This is a genomic window from Sorangium sp. So ce327 (genome assembly GCF_051530205.1).
GTDB classification, from domain to species: domain Bacteria; phylum Myxococcota_A; class Polyangia; order Polyangiales; family Polyangiaceae; genus Sorangium; species Sorangium cellulosum_B.
This window is the reverse complement of sequence record NZ_CP150330.1, coordinates 2,330,614-2,347,892: the sequence shown is the minus strand read 5'-3', so window position 1 is coordinate 2,347,892 and position 17,279 is coordinate 2,330,614. Positions and strand designations below refer to the sequence as shown.

13 protein-coding genes are annotated in these 17,279 nt (G+C 71.7%); 1 reads left to right on the top strand and 12 read right to left on the bottom strand.

The annotated features are described in order from the left end of the window. Positions 1-35: 35 nt before the first annotated feature. The 6 genes from WME95_RS08845 to WME95_RS08820 form a co-directional block, all read right to left on the bottom strand. Positions 36-620: an O-methyltransferase gene (locus WME95_RS08845; RefSeq protein WP_437907978.1), complete on the bottom strand. Its 585-nt coding sequence runs from the start codon at positions 618-620 to the stop codon at positions 36-38. A 286-nt stretch (positions 621-906) separates the two neighbouring features. Then, on the bottom strand, positions 907-4,809 hold the full coding sequence (locus WME95_RS08840; protein WP_437907977.1) for a protein kinase domain-containing protein: 3,903 nt from the start codon (positions 4,807-4,809) through the stop codon (positions 907-909). A gap of 63 nt (positions 4,810-4,872) precedes the next feature. After that, positions 4,873-5,571: an acireductone synthase gene (gene mtnC / locus WME95_RS08835; protein ID WP_437907976.1), complete on the bottom strand. Its 699-nt coding sequence runs from the start codon at positions 5,569-5,571 to the stop codon at positions 4,873-4,875. A gap of 2 nt (positions 5,572-5,573) precedes the next feature. Further along, positions 5,574-6,116: a 1,2-dihydroxy-3-keto-5-methylthiopentene dioxygenase gene (locus WME95_RS08830; RefSeq protein ID WP_437550902.1), complete on the bottom strand. Its 543-nt coding sequence runs from the start codon at positions 6,114-6,116 to the stop codon at positions 5,574-5,576. After that, positions 6,113-6,751 carry a methylthioribulose 1-phosphate dehydratase gene (locus tag WME95_RS08825; protein WP_437550900.1) on the bottom strand — a complete coding sequence of 213 codons (639 nt, stop codon included), beginning with the start codon at positions 6,749-6,751 and terminating at the stop codon, positions 6,113-6,115. The genes WME95_RS08830 and WME95_RS08825 overlap by 4 nt, the downstream gene beginning before the upstream one ends. Before the next feature lie 102 nt (positions 6,752-6,853). Beyond that, positions 6,854-7,930, bottom strand: a complete 1,077-nt coding sequence (locus WME95_RS08820; RefSeq protein ID WP_437907975.1) for a glycosyltransferase family 2 protein — start codon at positions 7,928-7,930, stop codon at positions 6,854-6,856. Between the two features lie 404 nt (positions 7,931-8,334). On the opposite strand from WME95_RS08820, the gene WME95_RS08815 reads away from it, so the two are divergent. Next, positions 8,335-9,963, top strand: a complete 1,629-nt coding sequence (locus WME95_RS08815; RefSeq protein WP_437907974.1) for an N-acyl-D-amino-acid deacylase family protein — start codon at positions 8,335-8,337, stop codon at positions 9,961-9,963. Between the two features lie 302 nt (positions 9,964-10,265). Here the strand turns inward: WME95_RS08815 and WME95_RS08810 are convergent, their stop codons facing one another. The 6 genes from WME95_RS08810 to WME95_RS08785 all read right to left on the bottom strand — a co-directional run bounded on the left by WME95_RS08810 (position 10,266) and on the right by WME95_RS08785 (position 17,119). Next, positions 10,266-12,065, bottom strand: coding sequence for a CotH kinase family protein (locus tag WME95_RS08810; protein ID WP_437907973.1), 1,800 nt, complete (start codon positions 12,063-12,065; stop codon positions 10,266-10,268). 155 nt (positions 12,066-12,220) lie between these two features. Continuing rightward, on the bottom strand, positions 12,221-12,658 hold the full coding sequence (locus tag WME95_RS08805; protein ID WP_437907972.1) for a hypothetical protein: 438 nt from the start codon (positions 12,656-12,658) through the stop codon (positions 12,221-12,223). Between the two features lie 867 nt (positions 12,659-13,525). Further along, positions 13,526-13,978, bottom strand: a complete 453-nt coding sequence (locus tag WME95_RS08800) for a hypothetical protein (RefSeq protein WP_437907971.1) — start codon at positions 13,976-13,978, stop codon at positions 13,526-13,528. A 209-nt stretch (positions 13,979-14,187) separates the two neighbouring features. Further along, the gene (locus WME95_RS08795; protein ID WP_437550867.1) at positions 14,188-14,607 is read right to left on the bottom strand and encodes an outer membrane protein assembly factor BamB family protein; all 420 of its coding nucleotides are present in this window, start codon (positions 14,605-14,607) and stop codon (positions 14,188-14,190) included. Between the two features lie 271 nt (positions 14,608-14,878). Further along, positions 14,879-15,655: a hypothetical protein gene (locus WME95_RS08790; RefSeq protein WP_437907970.1), complete on the bottom strand. Its 777-nt coding sequence runs from the start codon at positions 15,653-15,655 to the stop codon at positions 14,879-14,881. A 201-nt stretch (positions 15,656-15,856) separates the two neighbouring features. Continuing rightward, positions 15,857-17,119: an RCC1 domain-containing protein gene (locus WME95_RS08785; RefSeq protein WP_437907969.1), complete on the bottom strand. Its 1,263-nt coding sequence runs from the start codon at positions 17,117-17,119 to the stop codon at positions 15,857-15,859. Between the last annotated feature and the right edge of the window lie 160 nt (positions 17,120-17,279).

Below are 17,279 nucleotides of genomic sequence, written 5' to 3'. Positions count from 1 at the left end.
CCTCGACCATGGGGGCGCGGCCGTTCTCTCGTTCTCTAGCCGCGACCGATCCTGGTCGCGATGATGAGCCCTGACGACCAGCAGAGCTTGGTCAGCACGAGATCCTGGCGTCGCTCGAGAGCGGCGATCAGCTCTGCCACCTTGGGAGCGTGGTCATCAGGCCAGTTGGGCTGAGGGAGCATGTCGTCGATGACGTAGAGCCCGCCGGGCTTGATCAGGCTCAGCGCCTCGTCGAGGGCGTAGTACTTGCCCGGCCATGTATCGGCAAAAACGAGCTCGAATTGCTGCCCCCGGACCGACCGCAAGAAGGCTTCGCCATCCATGTTCTTGAGCGTGAGGCGGGGGTCGCCTCCGAGGTGCTGCCGCGCCACGTCCTGGACCTTCTCGTCGTGCTCCACGGAGACGAGCGTGGAGCTGGCATTCATGCCATCGAGGATCCAGCACGTAGAAATGCCCGTGCCGGTCCCGAGCTCGAGGAAAGCGCCCGACTTGGCGGCGGCGAGCGTACGCAGCATCGAGCCCGTCTGCCTGTCACTCGCCATGGCAAACCCGATCTCCGCGGTGGTCCGCTCGATCTCCTCGAGCGCCGCAGGCGGTCTCAAATTCTCCAGCTCCTTCATGACCCGATCCCTCTTCACGCGGCCAGTCGCGCGTCACTCTACAGCACCTCGATCTGGCGGCCCCCCTGGAAAGAGCCAGCGGTGGAGGGCGTGCTGCGCGGGGGGGCGGCGGGGCAGGCCCCCACAAACCCCGAGCGCCGGCCCGCAGCGCAGCCGGTCGCCCCCCGATCTCGCCTCCCGCACAGCGGGCAATAGCCCCCCAAAAGGCGCGAGTTTGTGGGACAGCCCCGCCGCCCCCCCGCGCAGCACGCCCTCCACCGCTGGCTCCGCTGCAGCCGTCCGAGCCTTACTCCCCGAGCAACACCCGCGCGAGCGTCAGAGTCCGTGCGTTCGCGGACACGTTCTCGAGAAAGCTCCTCCGGAACGCAGGCTCCTCGATCCTGGCCGCGCGAGCGAGCAGCGCCCCACGCTCCTCTCGGACGACCGCGCGCGCCGCCTCCGCGTCGCCCTTCGCGTGCAGCGCCTCGGCGTACAGCGCAGGGATCACCTCCTGCCGCAGCAGGAAGACCGTGCCAGCCTGCCGCTGGAGCGCGAGCGCCTCGCCGGCCATCGCGCAGGCCTCCTCCGTCCGCCCTTGCCGCAGCCGGATCTCGGCGAACAACGAGAGATGCACGGCCCCGGCGAAGGGCGCCATCACCGCCGGATCCCCCGCCGCGCAGAGCTCCTCCTCCGCCTGGGCGAGATCGCCGAGGAGCAGCCGCCCCTCGGCGAGGAGCTGCCGCGGGATCACGCTCCGGCTGCGATGGCCGCGCGCGAGCATGTGCTGGAGCAGGCTGCTGGACATCTCCACCGCCTCGGTGAGCCTGCGCCGCTGGAGGAGCGAGACGATCCGGCACGTCACCGAGGTCGTGAACACGTAGTCGAGCAGGCCCTCGGTCGCGAGCACGCGATCGAGGCACTCCTCTGCGGCGGCCATGTCGCCGAGCCTCGTGTAATCGATCGCCACCAGCATCCACGCCCAGGCGACGAACAGCCCGCTGCCGAGGGACTCGGCGCGCCGCGCGGCGGCGAGGTTCGCCTGGAGCGCTCCCCACAGGTCCCGCGCCGCATGGCAGCGCCAGAAGCCGCGGGTGAGCTCGATCCAGAGGGCCGCATGGAGATCGCCCTCGACGGCCGGCGCGATGACGTGCTCGAGCCGGCGCACGATCCGCTCCGCCAGCGCCGTCCTCCCGTCCCAGAGCAGGCTGAAGACGATCCGGGTCGCGAGCTCCGGGCTCAGGACGTCGACGGGGAGCTCCTCGGCCAGGAGGCGCGGGATCAGCACCTCCACGGCCCGCCGGTCGTCGCAGAGCGCGACGCAGTACATCGCGCCGCTCAGGGCGCGCCAGGAAGCGAGGCTCCCGGGCGCGGCGAGCTCGAGCGCCTGGAGCGCGCTCGCGTGGGCGCGCGCGGCGTCGTCGGTCCAGATGAGGGCGTTCATCCGGAGCAGGTGGAGCTCGGCCAGCCGCTCGCCCTCGGCCCCGCAAGCGATCCCCTTCTCCACCCGCGCGAGCGCCGCCTGCACGTCCGCCCCGTGGAGCGCCAGGGTGGCGGCGCGCAGGTAGAACCCCCCCGCGCGCGGCCCATCCCCGCCCCGCGCGAAGTGCTCGGCCAGCACCATCGGATCCTGCTCGCCGGCCGAGAGCAGCCACTCCCCGGCGAGCCTGTGCCCGACCGCCCGGTCGCGCTCGGTGAGCATCGCGTAAGCCCCCTCCCGCAGGAGCGCGTGACGGAACGCGATCTCCTCCTGCCCCGCGAGGCGCGAGCTCGGGCGGCGCTCGAGGATCTCGCGATCGAAGAGCTCCGCCCAGGCGTCCGCGTCGCTCGCCCCCGACGCCGGGGTGCGCGCGCCGACGAGCGCGCTCACGCCGCCGATCCACGACACATCCCCGAAGACGCTCGCCGCCCGGAGCAGCCGCCGCACCTCGGGATCGAGCGCCGCGAGGCGCACCTCGACCATGCCCAGCACCGTCTCCGGCAACGCACCGCCGCGCCCCTCGGCCACGGCCCGGACGAGCTCCTCCAGGTAGAAGGCGTTTCCCGCCGCCCGATCGACGATCGCCGCCACCGTCTCCGGCGCGACCGACGCGCCCAGCGCGCCGCGCACGAGCTGCTCGGCGGCCCGCGCGGACAGCTCGCGCAGCCGGATCTGCGTGAGCCCTCGCTCGATCCAGAGCCGGGGAAAGAGCTCGTGGACCTCGGGCCTGGCGAACGCGAGCACCCCATAGGGGCGCTCGCCGAGGGCCCGCAGCGCGTGATCGAAGATTTTCACCGAAGGCGCATCTCCCCAGTGCAGATCCTCGAGGACGACGAGCATGGGCCGCGCGCTCGTCACGGCGCGCGCGTAGTCCAGGTAGGCCTCCTGGATCCGGTCGGCCATGTGCGCCGGGTCCTGCCGCGCGGCCCGCAGCAGCGGCCCGCCGTCGGCGAGAGGAACGCCGAGCAGCTCGCCGAGGAAGCAGGCCACGCGCTGCTGCTGCTCCCCCGCGAACAGCTGGCCCACGGCCCGGGCGAGCTTCTCCCGCTGCGCCTCGGGGGCCTCGCCGGCCGCGATCCCGAGCGCGCCCCGGAGCGACCCGGCGAGCATCGCGAACGCGGAGCCCGCGCCGATGGAGTCCCCGCTGCCGACGCCCAGCACGAGCTCGGGATGGCGCGGCCGCAGCGCCTGGACCAGCTCGTGACGCAGGCGCGATTTGCCCACCCCCGCGGCCGCGGTCACGAGCGCCACCGCGGCGCGCGGCTCGGTGAAGCTCTCCTCGACGAGATCGAGCAGGCTGCGCAGCTCCCGAGCGCGACCGACATAGGGGCTCGGCTTGCCCAGCAGCCTGCGCGCGCCGTCGGCGACCTCGCGCTCCGCCTCCACCCAGGAGAGCCCGTCCTGCTCCGCGACCTCGAAGCGCGCGTCGAGCAGGGCCCGCGTCACGGCGTCGACAGCGACGCGGAGGCGGCCCGGGCGGCCCCGGGCGGCCGCGTCGTCGAGCAGCAGGGCCGCCCTGTCCAGGACCTCGCCGAGCAGCGACCGTCCCGTCGACTCGCCGCGCCCCGTCACCAGCACGACGCTGGCTCCGGGGACCGACGCGCCGATCCGCAGCGCGCAGCGGGCCGCGAGCGCCGCCTGGTCGGTGGCGCTGCCCGCGCCCGCCCCCGCCGCCAGGATCGCCACGACCGCCCCGCTGGCCAGCTCCTGCACGACCGCGCCGAGGGGCGAGGTCTCGCGCCGGACGGCGGCGACCGCGCTCCGCTGCGCTCGACCGGCGGGCACGATCTCCGTCGACGCCGGCGCGCTGACGTCCGCCGGCCCGACGGCCACGACCGAGCAGAGCCACACCTCCGAGGCGGTCACGAGCTCGACGGCGGCCAGGCTGGAGCGAGCGCCGCCCGCCGTCGAGGCGCCGAGCGCGTCGAGGCAGCGCACGACGGCCGCGCCGTCGGCCGGGCGCCCCTCCGGGCGCTTGGCCAGCATCTGCGCGAGGAGCTCGTCGAGCGCCTGCGGCACCTCGGGCCGCAGCGCGCTCGCCCGCGGCGGCTCCTCCTGGAGGAGCTTGGTCAGGATGGTCATGAAGTGCCGCCCGTGAAACGCCGGACGACCCGTCAGGCACTCGAAGAGCACGCACCCGAGCGAGAAGACGTCCGCGCGCGCGTCGAGCTGCGCGCGCTCCCCGCTGGCCTGCTCGGGGGCCATGTAGCCGATGGTGCCCACGAGGGCCCCTGTCCGCGTCAGCCGCGCCGAGGCGCCCGAGAGCTGGGCAATGCCGAAGTCGAGCACCTTCACCCGGTCGGCGGCCCCGCCCGGGAGGAACAGGTTGCTCGGCTTGATGTCGCGGTGGACGATCCCGCGCGCGTGCGCCGCGCCGAGCGCGTCCGCCACCGCGCGCACGAGCGCGACGCTCTCCTCCACGTCCAGCGGTCGCCGCGACAGCCGGGCCGAGAGGCTCTCGCCGGAGAGCCACTCCATCGCCAGATAAGGCTCCCCGGTGGGCGCCACCCCGTGCGTCACGTAACGCACGACGTGCGGGTGATCGAGCGTGGCGAGCGCCCGCGCCTCGTGACCGAAGCGCGCCGCCGCCTGCGCGTCGAGATCGCCGAGCAGCTTCACGGCGACGACATCGCCGCTCGCGCGGTCCACGGTCCGGTAGACAGCGCCCATCCCGCCCGTTCCCGCGAGCTCGACCACCTCGAACCGGCCGGCGAGCAGTCTGCCGTGAAGCATGCGCGCCAAGGATGTCAGCGCGGTCACTCGCGCGCCAAGCGGAACGAGCCGCCGCCTGGCGAGCTACGGCGCGATGTCGTCGAAGCGCTCCGCGACGGCGTGGCGGCTCTCCGCGTCCCGCGCCGTCCCCGGCCGGAGCAGCTGCGCCGTGCGCATGCCGGCGGCCGCCGCCGCGTCGAGCTCGGCCACGATGTCGGACAGGAACAGCACCTCTCCCGGCTGCAGCCCGAGCGCCTCCGCGATCCGCTGGTAAGCGCCCGCCTCTCGCTTCGGCCCGGTCGTCGTATCGAAGAACGCCGTGAACAGGCCGGTGAGATCGCCGGCCGTCGTGTGCCGGAAGAGGAGCTGCTGCGCCTCGACGGACCCGGAGCTGAACACGGCGAGCGTCACCCCGAGGTCTCGCCATCTCCGCAGCGCCGGCTCCACGTCTGCGTAGATGTGGCTCCGGAGCCCCCCCGACTCGTAGGCGCTGCGCCAGATCTTGCCCTGGAGCGCCTTCAGCGTCGTCTCCTTGCGATCCTGGTCGATCCACGCGAGCAGCGCCGCCGCGAGCTCGCCGTCGCTCACCGCCCGCTCGCCCTCGCCCCGCTCGCGCGCGACCGCGCGCCGGGCGGCCTCGACCTCCGGGCTCCCGGCGTGCGCCGCGACGTACGCGGCCAGATCCCGGCGCGCCACGGAGAACAGCGTGTCGTGCACGAAGCGCACGTCGGTCGTCGTCCCCTCGATGTCGACGAGCACCGCGCGGGCAGGGAGCGGCGCCATGCTCACGCCTCGAGCCGCGGGAAGCGCGACGCGATGTCCGACCCGGTGTGCTCGGCGACCCATCCCCTCGGGTCGGAGAACCACCGGATGCAGGTGAACGAGGGCTCAGGCCCCATGTCGAACCAGTGCCGCGTCCCGGCCGGTACGCTGATGAGATCGCCCTTCTCGACGAGGAACGAGAGCACGCGCTCGCCGTGATGAATGCAGAACAGCCCTCGCCCCTCGACGAAGAAGCGCGCCTCGTCCTCGGTGTGAATGTGCTCGTCCAGGAACTTCCGCCTGAGCTCGGCGTGGTTGGGGGTGCCCGGCGACACCGACACGACATCCGCCGTCACGAACCCGCACGCCTCGGAGAGCTGCTTCACCGGCCCCGCGTACGCCTCGAGCACCCGCTCCTGCGCCGTGCCCGGCGGCAGCGGGCGCTCGGCGGACCAGCGCTCGAAGCGGATCTGCGCCTCTGCGGCGACGCGGGTGATGTCCTCGAGCGTCGTGTATTCGTCGGCCCTCGTCGGGTCGCTCTCCCGGTAAACCCGCAATCGGCTCATGATAGCCCTCCTTCCAGCAGCGCGCAGTCCAGCATGAACTCGATCGCCTCGATGTGGCGGATGGTGCTCGGGATGTCCGAGCCCCATGTGTACAGGCCGTGACCTGCGATGAGGTAGCCATACACGGGCGGATGCGCCGACATGAACGCATCGACGTCCTCCGCCAGCTTCCGGATGTCCTGCGTGTTGACGAAGACCGGGAGCAGCACCGTGGCGGAGTGCGTCGTCATCCCGGAGAGCGCCTTCGCCACCTCGTAGCCCGAGAGGGTCACGTACCCCTCCTGCGCGCACCGGCGCGACAGCACCGTCGCCGCCCGCGAGTGGGTGTGCGCGACGGCGCCGATCTCGCTGGAGTGCCGGTAAAGCTGGCAGTGCAGCGCCGTCTCGGCCGACGGGCGGGCCGGCGAGGGCCCGGTCAGGCGGCCGTCCGCATTGACGACGACGATGTCCGACACGCCGAGCGCGCCCTTGGGCCGCCCGGACGCCGTGATCGCGAGGGTGTCGTCGCCGAGCCGGGCGGAGAAATTGCCGCTCGTGGCCGGCGTCCAGCCGCGCTCATGGCAAAAGCGGGACAGCTCGATGAGCTCGGCCGCGACCGAGGAGAACGATGCAAACGACGTCCCGCGTACGCTCACGGCGCAAACATACCAAAGCGAACGCGGGCGATCAACGCGCCGCGCCGCCGCTCGCGCCGCGTCCGGGCCGCTGAACCCGGGGATCACCCGCGCTGCTCGCGCTCACGGCGCCGGAAGGCGCTCGGCCTCGCGCCGGCCGGCGCCGTCCCGCGCGCCGCGGAGCAGGCCGGCCCAGAACCCGAGCCCGTGCGCGGCGTGCACCGCGGGGAAGATGGCGCAGAGCAGGGGGAAATCGCGCGGCGAGGCGCGCCGCGCGAGCCGGAGCGACTCCGCGATCACGAGCGCGGCATAGGCGAGCGAGGCGAGCGCCAGCGCCGGGCGGACCGCCGGCGCGAGCGCCGACGCGAGCGCGAGCAGCGCTCCGGCCGTCACCATGAAGAACGGCAGCGCCGGCCGGAGCGACAGGAACCTGCGGCGGCACAGCAGCGTGCGCGCGCGCCCCTTGCCATACGCGAAATACTGCCGGAAGAGCGCGGCGAACGAGGAGCGCGGGTAGTAATAGGCGACGATCTCCCGGGACAGGTAGACCGCGCCGCCAGCCTCGATGATGCGCTGGTTCAGCTCGGCGTCCTCGTTGGTGATGGCGGCCGGGTCGTAGAGGCCGGCGATCTCGAACGCCTCGCGCCGGAAAGCCCCGTTGAACACCGACTCGACGAACCCCTCGCGCGACGGGTCCCGGTACGCCGAGCCGCCCACGCCGAGGGGGCTCGAGAGCGCGACGCAGAGCGCCCGCTGAAAGCCGTTCCGGTGGCGCGGCCGCGCCGCGCCGCCCGCGTTGAGGGCGCCGGTCCTCCGGAGCGCCGCGACCGACGCAGCCACGTAGTCGCCGGCGTAGTCGGCGTGGGCGTCCATCCGGACGATCACCTCACCTCGCGCCCGGCGAATGCCGATGTTCATCGCGGCGGCCTGGATCCGGTCGGGGTTGTGGAGGAGCGTCACCCGTGGATCCTCCGCCGCGACGCGGCCGGCGAGCTCCCGTGTCCTGTCGGTCGAGCCGCCGTCGACGACGAAGATCTCGAGGAGCTCTGGAGGATAACGCTGCTCGAGGGCGCAGCGGAGGACGTCCTCGATGTAGCGCTCCTCGTTGTAACAGGGAATGACGATGCTGCACCGCGGCCGCTCGGCGAGCGGGCGCAGAGAGAGACGCCCGCGTCGAGGCGCGCTCGCTGTTCGATCCATGGACTCCCCCGGTCCCTCGCGGGTCGAGTCGACCCGCCGCAGGACTGCGACAGCCGCGGATACAATCGCGGGGCCAGGCGATCTCGCGGGGTCGAGCGGAGCGAACTGCACTGCGAGGCGCGGCCTGGGCCCGGTCGGGGCAGATCGCTGGGCTCGGGCTGCACACCGGCGGGCTCATGCGGAGGGCGCGCGGCGCGAGCGTGAACGGGCGAGCGCCCGGGCTCATGCTGTCGGGGCAGCGGCTCGAAGGGCGCGGCCGCCGGGGCGCGAGCGCGACGGAGCCCGGATCGGCGGGCGCGCGGCCCGCGCGGAGCTCATGCTCCGCTCCACGGCGATGCCCCGGTCCGGTGGGCTTCCCACGGTTCGGCGTGGTCCGCGAACGAGCTTCTCGAGGAGGTATGCAGATGGACTTCGATCTCGTCATCTCGCGGGGAACGATCCTCGATGGCAGCGGCCAGCCTCGCTACGTGGCGGACCTCGGGATCCAGAAGGGCAAGGTCGCCGCGATCGCCGGGCCAGGCGCGCTCGCGGGAGGGCGGACGCTCGACGCCAGCGGGCTCGCCGTCGCGCCCGGCTTCATCGACATCCACTCGCACGTCGACTGGCTGCTCGCGCTGCCCGACCACGAGGACGTCCTCGCGCCGATGGTCGCCCAGGGCATCACGACCGTTGTCGCGGGCAATTGCGGTCATTCCCCTGCCCCGGTCACCGAGGCGTCGATTCCGCTGGTGGAGCACTCCGCGGAGATCCTGAAGGACGGAGCGCTCGCCTACCGGTGGCGCTCGATGGGCGAGCTGCTGGCGGCCCTCGAGGCCGGCGGGCTGCTCGTCAATGCGGCGCTCCTGGTCGGCCACGGCACGCTCCGCCAGGCGGTCATGGGCAACAGCGCCGCTCCCCCGAGCCAGGAGCAGATGGACGCGCTCTGCGCGCTCGCGCGCGCGTCGCTCCGCGAGGGCGCGTTCGGGCTCTCGGCCGGGCTGGCCTACACGCCCGGGGTCTTCGCGGGAAGGCACGAGCTCCTGACGCTGCTCCGGGCGGTGGCCGACGAAGGGGGCGTGTTCACGGTCCACGGCCGGGCCTACACGTGGATATCGCCGTTCTACAGGCCGCTGCTCCTCGGCCCGCCGCACAACCTCCGCTCCGTCCGCGAGCTGCTCGGCCTGGCCGAGGAGAGCGGCGCGAAGATCCAGCTCTCGCACCAGATCTTCATCGGCCGGCGGACGTGGCCCACGGTGCCCTGGGTGCTCCGCGCGATCGAGCGGGCCGTGGACAGAGGGGTCGACGCAGCCTTCGACGCGTTCCCCTACACGGTCGGCAACACCACGGTGAACGCCCTCTTCCCCGCCTGGGTGCTCGACGACTTCCGCGCCCGCATCGGCGACCCGGCCGTCCTCCGCCGGCTCCGGCGGGAGTTCGCGATGTTCCGGCGGCTCCTCGGGCTCTCGTATGCCGACATCCGGCTGCTCTGGGGCGGAGCGCCGGAGCTCGCGGCGCTGGAGGGGCTCGATTTCGAGGCGATCGCGGGGCGCCTCGGCGGGAGCGAGTTCGACGCCTACGTGCATGTCGCCCGCGTGAGCGACGGCAAGGCGCGCGTCCTCCTGAACACGTACTCGGGCGTCGATGCGCACGACGAGCCGCTCCGGGCCGTGCTCTCGCACCCGCTCTGCGCGTTCGAGACCGACGCGATCCTCACCCGGCGCGGCCAGCACAACCCGGCGTCATTTGGCACGTTCCCGCGGGTGCTCGGCCACTACAGCCGCGACGCCGGCCTGTTCCGGCTCGAGGAGGCCGTGCGCCGGATGACCTCGCTGCCCGCCGAGCGGATCGGGCTCCGCGACGTGGGGCGCATCTTGCCCGGGCACTGGGCGGATCTCGTCGTGTTCGATCCGGCCACGGTGGCGGACAACACGACGCCGCGGCGGGCCGACGCGCCGCCGACGGGGATCCGCGCCGTCCTGATCACCGGCGAGGTGGTGGCGCAGGACGGCGCGCTGACGAGCAAGACCCGGCAGGGGCGCCTCCTGCGCAGGTAGGCGGGGCGGCCATAGCCTTCGCTGACGCTCAGGGACGTTCGGTTCCGACCGCTTCAACAGGATCGCGCCGGAGCGCGAGATGAGCGATGGATCCATCGTTCCGCATGTCAGAAATCCCGCCAGAGAAGCCGGGCGATGACGAGCGGCCACCGCCTCGTCCACCGGGCCCCTCGCGCTCCCGCGACGCGAGACCACCACCCCCGCGGCCACAGCGCGAACAGGCTCCCGCCGAGCATCACGACCCCGAGGCCGAGCGCGACGACCAGCGCCGTCCTGCCGGGCGGAGCAGAATCGGCGTCACGTCAGAATAGACCGCCTCCGAGGACGGTCGCCTCGAAGGAGCCCGTGACCGGCGCTCCCGACTCCGTCGAGGCCTCGTCGAAGTGGATCTTGCCGTCGCCGAAAAAGCCCGTGAGCGCCGGCTCCGACTGCGTGAAATCAAGCGCGAACGCCAGGACCGATTGCCAGTCGTACGGGCCCTCTTTTCCGGCGGCGAAGACCTCCGGGTCCACGACAAACACGAGGGCGCGCACCGTCCCGTCGGGGAAGCTCCCGACGACCGTCACCTGGGCGCGGCCGCTCGTGATGGACTCGACCCCTGGCTCGGAGCCTTCATAGCCCGCCGCGGAGCCGACGGTCCGGGCCGATTGCGGGTCATCCGCAGGGAACGCGGCGTCGAACGTCCCCGTCCCCGCGGCGAAGGGATCCGGCTCGGTGAGCGACCCCCACGTCGTCGAGAACGTGCCCTTCACGGTCCCGACCGTCGTCAGGCACGCGATGGCGGGCTGCGGGAACGTCCACGCGGGGGGCGTCGGCGCGATCTCGGCGGTGATCGTGGCGCGGCGCCCGCTCACGAAGCTCCGTATCGCGTCGGTCGCCCCCCTCACGGCCGCCGCGTCCGCGCGCACGTACGGCGCCAGGAGCTCCTCCATCCGGTCGATCTCGAGGAGCAGCGCGTCCTCATTCCAGGCCGTCTCGAGGAGGTCCATCATCGCCTCGGCATAGGCAGCGCGGAGCTCCGGGGTCTGGTAGAGCCGGTTCGCGATGGCGCCCTTTGCCGAGACCGACTGCGGCCGCCCTGGCGGGCCGAGCGGGTCCTCCGCGTCGAATGACATGTCGGGGCCCCACGGCAAGAAGGACATCTTCCCGGACGCCGGGTCGAAATACACGAAGTGGTTGTTCGTGTTGCCCGCGTAGCCGTCCCACGCGCCGAGCAGCGACTCGGTGGCCCAGTACCGCCGGAAGGTCTCGATATCCAGGACCGCGCCGAGCGTCGCGTCGAGCTCGGCGTCGCTGGCCAGGAGCGCGGCGGAGACCGCGTCGAGCTCGCTCAGGTCGGGGTCGTCCTCGTTGGTCTTCTTTTCGTACGTGGCGGTCCATCCGTCGCGGAAGTCGCTGACCTGGCCCTCGTAGAGGTCGCCGCTCGCGTCCGTGAAATGGCGCTCGAGAAGGCGCTTCCCGACCGGCTCCACGTGCGCGTAGATGCCGAGGTCCTGCCCGTTGACGGTCACGTGGGCGAAGTTGCAGCGCGAGGCGGGCAGGCCGGCGTCGCGGAAGACCTTGAACGCGAGGCACGTCTTGATCAGCGAGGGATCCTGACGGGCGTTGTTGAGGGTCATCCCTTCGAGGCCGGCGTACTCGCGCCCGTCCACGTATTCGTCGAAGCTCACCTTGAGCGACGGCTTCGACAGGCTGGCGGAACCGAGGAAGCCCTTCTTGCGGACGGACGACATCTCGAGCGTGGTGCCGTCGACGGTGACGGTCGCGGGGAACTGGGTGTAAGGGCTCCTCTTGGGGCCCTCCATGCAGCCCTCGCCAAACACCTCCGAGACGTCGCGGGACTGGCGGCGGAGCGTCTCCCAGTCCTCGGGCGCCAGGGTGATTCCCACCTCGATGACGTGGTCGGGATCGAACATGGCGTCGCTCGGGTCGGGATCGGGTGTGTCGGGGCCGCCGCCGTCGCCGGACGGGCCGCCGCCGCCGGAGGGGCCGCCGCCGTCGCCGGGGGGGCCACCGCCGGAGGAGGCGTCGGGGGTTTCGCCGGGCGTCTGCGGCGGGTCGGAGCCGCACGCGGACGCGCCGAGGGCCAGCGCCAACGCCATCACCGAGAGCATGCTGCGTGCACGAACGAGCGTGTTTGTGTGTTTCCGTACCATGAGACGAGTGTCTAGCACGTCCGGCCGCCTCCGCGGGGCCGCCTGACACGCTATCTTGCGCCAGCCCAACGGGGCGCCCTCCGCCGCGGCATCGCCCGCGGTCACCTGCTTCGCATAAGACGCACGAAACGTCTCCACAAATTGCCACCGCGGCCATCAGGTGGTGGTGAGTCGTGTGGCGATCCGTGCCGTTCCTGGGAGCGGCGCCGGACCGCGGCCTCGACGACATCCGGGAGCCTGTAATGATGCGCTTCGATGTAGTGGAGCACCATGTTCGGCAGGACGAAGCGTACGGCTTGGTCTTCGACGAAGAACTCGCCCTTGTCATGGTTCTCGCCGCAGATCTCACAGGTATGCAACCCCCGGTAGTCATCGGGGAGTTGATTGACGTTCCACAAGAACCGAAGCGTGGCGACGATGGTGGGGTCGGTGTCCCCCGGGTGCGTGACCGCGCCGCCGAGCCAGCCCACCGAGCGGTACTGGTACCCGTCGTTGCCGTGCGTGTTGTAAGTCCACTCTGAAAGATCAGGGATGTGCATCGGGTTCACTCTTCAGGGATGACCTTCACAGGACGCCGGGTACATGACGGCAAGTTCGGAGTGACAGCTGCTGGGCGAGGTGGTCCCCCAAGCCCTGGCTCGACGCTCGACCTCCGCTGACTGATCGGTCCCAATTTGGCAAAACACTGCGCAGCAGGTCTGTGAGCGGACTGGAGCACGGTGGGCGGAGCCGCGTGAGCAGCTCTCCCGCGTACTGCTGCGCGAGGTACCCATTGGCAGGCGGCGCAACGAATGCTCGGAGCAGGACGTACGAGCGGTCATCGGGAGGAAGGTCGGCGACCAGCCGCTCGAGATGCCGGAGCTCCTGCGGGTTCATTCTCGGCCAGCGATCAGGTGCGCGATACAACCGAGCAAGCAACCCGGCCCTCTTGTCCGCTGCGCTCGTAGGCTCCTGGTAGGTTCGTTCGTGGTCGCGCCGGCCCACAGTTTACCCCTCCCGCATCCTTCGAAAGCCTCAATGGGAAGGAGGCGGTCGCGCTCCTCTGCTCGCCCAGTCTTCTTTCATCTGGTTAACTATCCGTCGATTGGTCAACCGAAGCCGCCGGACCAGGTCTGTCTAGCCCGTCGCCTTTTGTGACCTCCCCCCACGGAGAATCTCACGAATCGGCTCTGCGCCGCAAGGCCCAAATGCTGTCCAGCGCCATAGCGTAGATCCATCGAACACCGGCGGTGCTGGCGGCGGGCCGAGCAGCCGACCCATCGCCTCGTGAATGACCCGGGCCGCCACCTCATCTCCGAGGGAGACGGCGCGGCTCAGGGCATCGCCGGTCCCACCGTAGGCGAGAGGTCAGCCATGTCGCTTGCGGCTCCGAGCGGCATACGGGCCTTATGGCCCTCCGCCGGCCGTCAGTAGATGACGGAAATGTAGTTGATGTAGTGGCTCCACGCGGCCGGGACGAGCGGGCCGGCGGTGAGCAGCGCGGCAGCGAGCGCCACGGCGTCGAGGCGCACGAGCTCGGCGCGCGCCTCGGCCATCAGCTCGTCCCGCTCGCCGTGGACGACCTCGACCGCGCCGAGCTGCACCGCGCTGCGGTAGGTCGCGGGACGGGCCGCAGCGCCGGAGACGACGAGCACCCGTCCGGCGGGGGAGTCGTCGTCGGGCGGGAGGCGCATGCCCGGGAGCGGCTCATCGAACGTGATGCAGCCGCTCTCGTCGAGGGTGCCCGCCAGGGCGCCGGCGAGCGGCGGGAAGCGATCCCGCGCGCGCCGGCGGCGTCGCTGGACGAAGCACGCGAAGAGCAGGCCCGCGGCGCCGACAGCGAACCAGCTGATCGGAGGGCCGGAGATGGGGAGGACCATACGAGGCGGGGAGGAAGAAACAATGAATTTCTTTCTCTTGCCGTCTCTCGCTCCCCGCCTCCCCGTCTCCCTGTGAAATTCCTGCTTTTTCTCGTGGTTTCAACCCGTTTGTCGCCCTAGTGCCGCCGCGGCTCGGCGCGGCGGTGCAGGCGCGCGTGCACGCGTACCAGATCGACTGGGAGGCGCGGGCGGCGTAGCGCCGGGGGGCGTCAGTCCTTGTCGTCCGGCTGCGCCACATTGTCCGGCACGCCCAGGGCGACCGGGCCCATCCCCTTGCTCTTGAACTGGTTGTGCCAGAGGCTCTTGCCGGTGAGCGAGAAACACTCCACCTCGCCCTGCTTGGCGACGAAGAGCCGGTCTCCCTCCAGGAGGAGCGTGGCGCGGCCCTGCGTGGCGGCCTTCACCTCCCAGAGCAGCTCGCCCGTCGGGTAATGCAGACAGGCGACGCTGCTGAAGCTCGCCGCGTAGATCGCCGCAGGCGTGATCAGGAGCGCTGTGGAAGAGAAACCGACCCCGGCCTGCTTGTACTCCCAGAGCACGCGCCCGGTGGCCGGGTCGACGCCGAAGATCTGATCCTGGAACGCCGCCACCAGCACCGGCGCCGCCGCGATTGTTCGGTATTCGCTCATACGTCCCCTCGCTTCCTGATTGCGTCCAGCGAGCTATCAGCGGGGGGGCGGCGCGGCAAGCTGCGAGCACGTGCGGGGTCGCGAGCCGCGCGCACGGCGAAGATGGGAGCTCGCATGGGCTCCTGGCGGAAAGGTGATGCGGGGAGTGAGCTCATCTCAAGCGGCTCCTCGCTAGCGCCGTTGCCCGTGGGGGACACGTGGCACGTGCGCGTCCCGAGCCGCATCGGCGATGCCGTGAGCCTTCCGGACGCCGAGCCGCAGACCCCCCGCGTCAGACCCCCGTCGCCAGCACGGTGACGGGGGTGGTCGGGAAGACGCGCTTGCGAGCGCCATCGAAGCGCACGCGGACGACGTTGCCCGGCGAGAGCTTCCGGAGAGACTCCTCGCCGGCGAGGAGGGTCTCCTGGTCGACGAAGGCCGGACTGCCGTCGTCGGGGACGACCTCGAAGACGACCACGACGAGGAAGCCATTTTGCTTCACGAACTCCCGCACCACCGAGCAACGGAGGACGCGCCCGCGGCCGAGGGAACCGAACGATGCGACCAGGGTGGAGGCGAGGTGCCGCAGGAACCGCGCGAGCTGTAGAATCGCGAAGAGGCCCCCCGCCGCGACGAGCGCCAGGTACGCCGGCGACTCGACGGCCTGTGTTGCGGCCCAGGCGGCGATCCCGGCGCCCCCGAAGACGAAGACCGCGTGGAGGAAGAAGCCGAAGCCGTTGATCGGCAAGTGACGGACGAGCGTCCAGTAGGCCGAGAGCAACACGCTCTCCACGGCCCGCTCGGCTTCGTCTCTGGACACGGACGCTGCCCGCACATAGTGGGCAATGGCCTCGTCGCGCTTGCCGTCGACGAGCAGCTGCTTGACGCGCTCGATGTCGTCCTTCGAGACGCTCTGCGCCCTGATTTGCGCGAGGGCGCCGCCGGTGGCGGGCCGCTCGACGAAGAGACTCGTGTTGCAGAAGATGCAGATGACGTTGCGCAGCCCCGGCTCGACGGAGAGCGGCGCGCCGCAGTTGGGGCAAGAGGTCATCGAGAGCAGCAGGCTCATGGGCGGGGAAGCCTACCTCAGACCTCGCCTGGGCTCGAGCGTGGCGCGAACCATCGTGACCCTCAACACGGCGCGGCTCGGGGTGCCGGCGAGCGATGACGGCCGCGACCAGGTACGCCGGGCGCTGCTCCGAGGCGAGGCGCGCGCTCGTGCTCCACTGCGACGACGGTGTCCGGACGACCCCGTACGAGAGCGCCGAGGCTACAGCCCGAACACGTAGACATCTCTGTTGTTCGTGGGCCAGCAGGCGATCTCGCCGCTCGCGAGGGCGGCGCAGGCTTCCTTGTAGCCGGCAGTGACGTGAACGGCCTCCGGGATGTCGATCGCCTCCAGCGTCATCCTCGCGGAGAACCGCCAGCAGACGACCCTGCCGCCCTGCCGGAGCGCGCAGTACCGGGAGTACCCGGCGCTCACCTGGATCGCATCGTCGAGCCCGGGCACCTCGACCGGCTCGGCGTGCGAGGAGGAGCCATCGCTGCCCCAGCAGACGACCTTGCCCGTCGCGAGGCGGGCGCAGTCGTTGGACCAGCCGGCCGCGATCTCGACGGCGCCCTCGACGCCCTCGACGCGCACGGCCGTGTCCGTCGTCTCACCGGTGGTGAGCCGTCCCCAGCACACCACATCTCCGGTGCCCCGCAGCGCGCAAGTGTGCGTGTGGCTCGCCCCAACCTGCACCGCGTCGTCGACACCGGTGACCGTGACCGGGACCGGCGCCTCCATTCGCCCGGCGCCCTCGACGCCGAGCAACGGCGAGAAGGGGTCGCCCCAGCAGAGGACGTTGCCGGAGCCGAGGACGCCGCAGGCAACCTCGTAACCCACGGAGAGCTGGACGACCCCCTCGAGCTCTGGAAGCACGACGGGCACCTCGCTGATCTCCTCTTCGGGAATGCTGCGCAGCAAGAGCGGCCCGTTGATGTCCGAACCCTGGCAGGAGACGCGCCCGTCAGCGTGGAGGAAGCACATGTGCATGGGATGGTTAGACGCAGCGACGACGTCGCCGAGGCCCGGACGCTCGACCGGGCCGGCCAGGCGCTCCTGCCGGAAAACGCCGCGCCACCAGCAGAAGACCTTTCCGGAGGCGGTGATGGCGCAGTTCGGAGCGCCCTCCGCGATGCGCACGGCGCACTCTGCGGCAGCGCAGGAGGGAGCCGGCGCCGGGCCGGTCGATGTGCTTGTCGAGCCGGTCGAGGGAGCATCCTCGCCACCGGCGCCGGCGCCGCCGGTCCCCGTGACGGCAGCACCGCCGCCGCTCCCCGCGACGGCAGCACCGCCGCCGCTCCCCGTGACGGCAGCACCGCCGCCGCTCCCCGTGACGGCAGCACCGCCGCCGGTCCCCGTGACGGCAGCACCGCCGCCGCTGCCCCCTGAGGTGCCGTGCGGGGCGATCTCGACGTAGCCGCAGGCGGCAAGGGCGGCGGGGAGAGCAACGACATAAAGGAAAGGAGCGACAAGGGAGCGGGGCATGAGGTCCTCCGTTCGGCGGGCGCTTTCGCCGTACGGAGGAACTATGGGAGCGGGCGGCGGGGGCGCTCCTTAAACAGATCTTAAAGCGATGCCGGTCAGCCAGCTCGGGCGACGCGGTGGCGGCGCAGGACGGCGCGCTGACGAGCAAGACCCGGCAGGG

What these genes read in the sequence shown, in the direction of transcription:
- WME95_RS08845 (WP_437907978.1), bottom strand. Translation starts at nt 620, where the DNA reads ATGAAGGAGCTGGAGAATTTGAGACCGCCTGCGGCGCTCGAGGAGATC.
- WME95_RS08840 (WP_437907977.1), bottom strand. Translation starts at nt 4,809, where the DNA reads ATGCTTCACGGCAGACTGCTCGCCGGCCGGTTCGAGGTGGTCGAGCTC.
- mtnC (WP_437907976.1), bottom strand. Translation starts at nt 5,571, where the DNA reads ATGGCGCCGCTCCCTGCCCGCGCGGTGCTCGTCGACATCGAGGGGACG.
- WME95_RS08830 (WP_437550902.1), bottom strand. Translation starts at nt 6,116, where the DNA reads ATGAGCCGATTGCGGGTTTACCGGGAGAGCGACCCGACGAGGGCCGAC.
- WME95_RS08820 (WP_437907975.1), bottom strand. Translation starts at nt 7,930, where the DNA reads ATGGATCGAACAGCGAGCGCGCCTCGACGCGGGCGTCTCTCTCTGCGC.
- WME95_RS08815 (WP_437907974.1), top strand. Translation starts at nt 8,335, where the DNA reads ATGGACTTCGATCTCGTCATCTCGCGGGGAACGATCCTCGATGGCAGC.
- WME95_RS08810 (WP_437907973.1), bottom strand. Translation starts at nt 12,065, where the DNA reads ATGGCGTTGGCGCTGGCCCTCGGCGCGTCCGCGTGCGGCTCCGACCCG.
- WME95_RS08805 (WP_437907972.1), bottom strand. Translation starts at nt 12,658, where the DNA reads ATGCACATCCCTGATCTTTCAGAGTGGACTTACAACACGCACGGCAAC.
- WME95_RS08800 (WP_437907971.1), bottom strand. Translation starts at nt 13,978, where the DNA reads ATGGTCCTCCCCATCTCCGGCCCTCCGATCAGCTGGTTCGCTGTCGGC.
- WME95_RS08795 (WP_437550867.1), bottom strand. Translation starts at nt 14,607, where the DNA reads ATGAGCGAATACCGAACAATCGCGGCGGCGCCGGTGCTGGTGGCGGCG.
- WME95_RS08790 (WP_437907970.1), bottom strand. Translation starts at nt 15,655, where the DNA reads ATGAGCCTGCTGCTCTCGATGACCTCTTGCCCCAACTGCGGCGCGCCG.
- WME95_RS08785 (WP_437907969.1), bottom strand. Translation starts at nt 17,119, where the DNA reads ATGCCCCGCTCCCTTGTCGCTCCTTTCCTTTATGTCGTTGCTCTCCCC.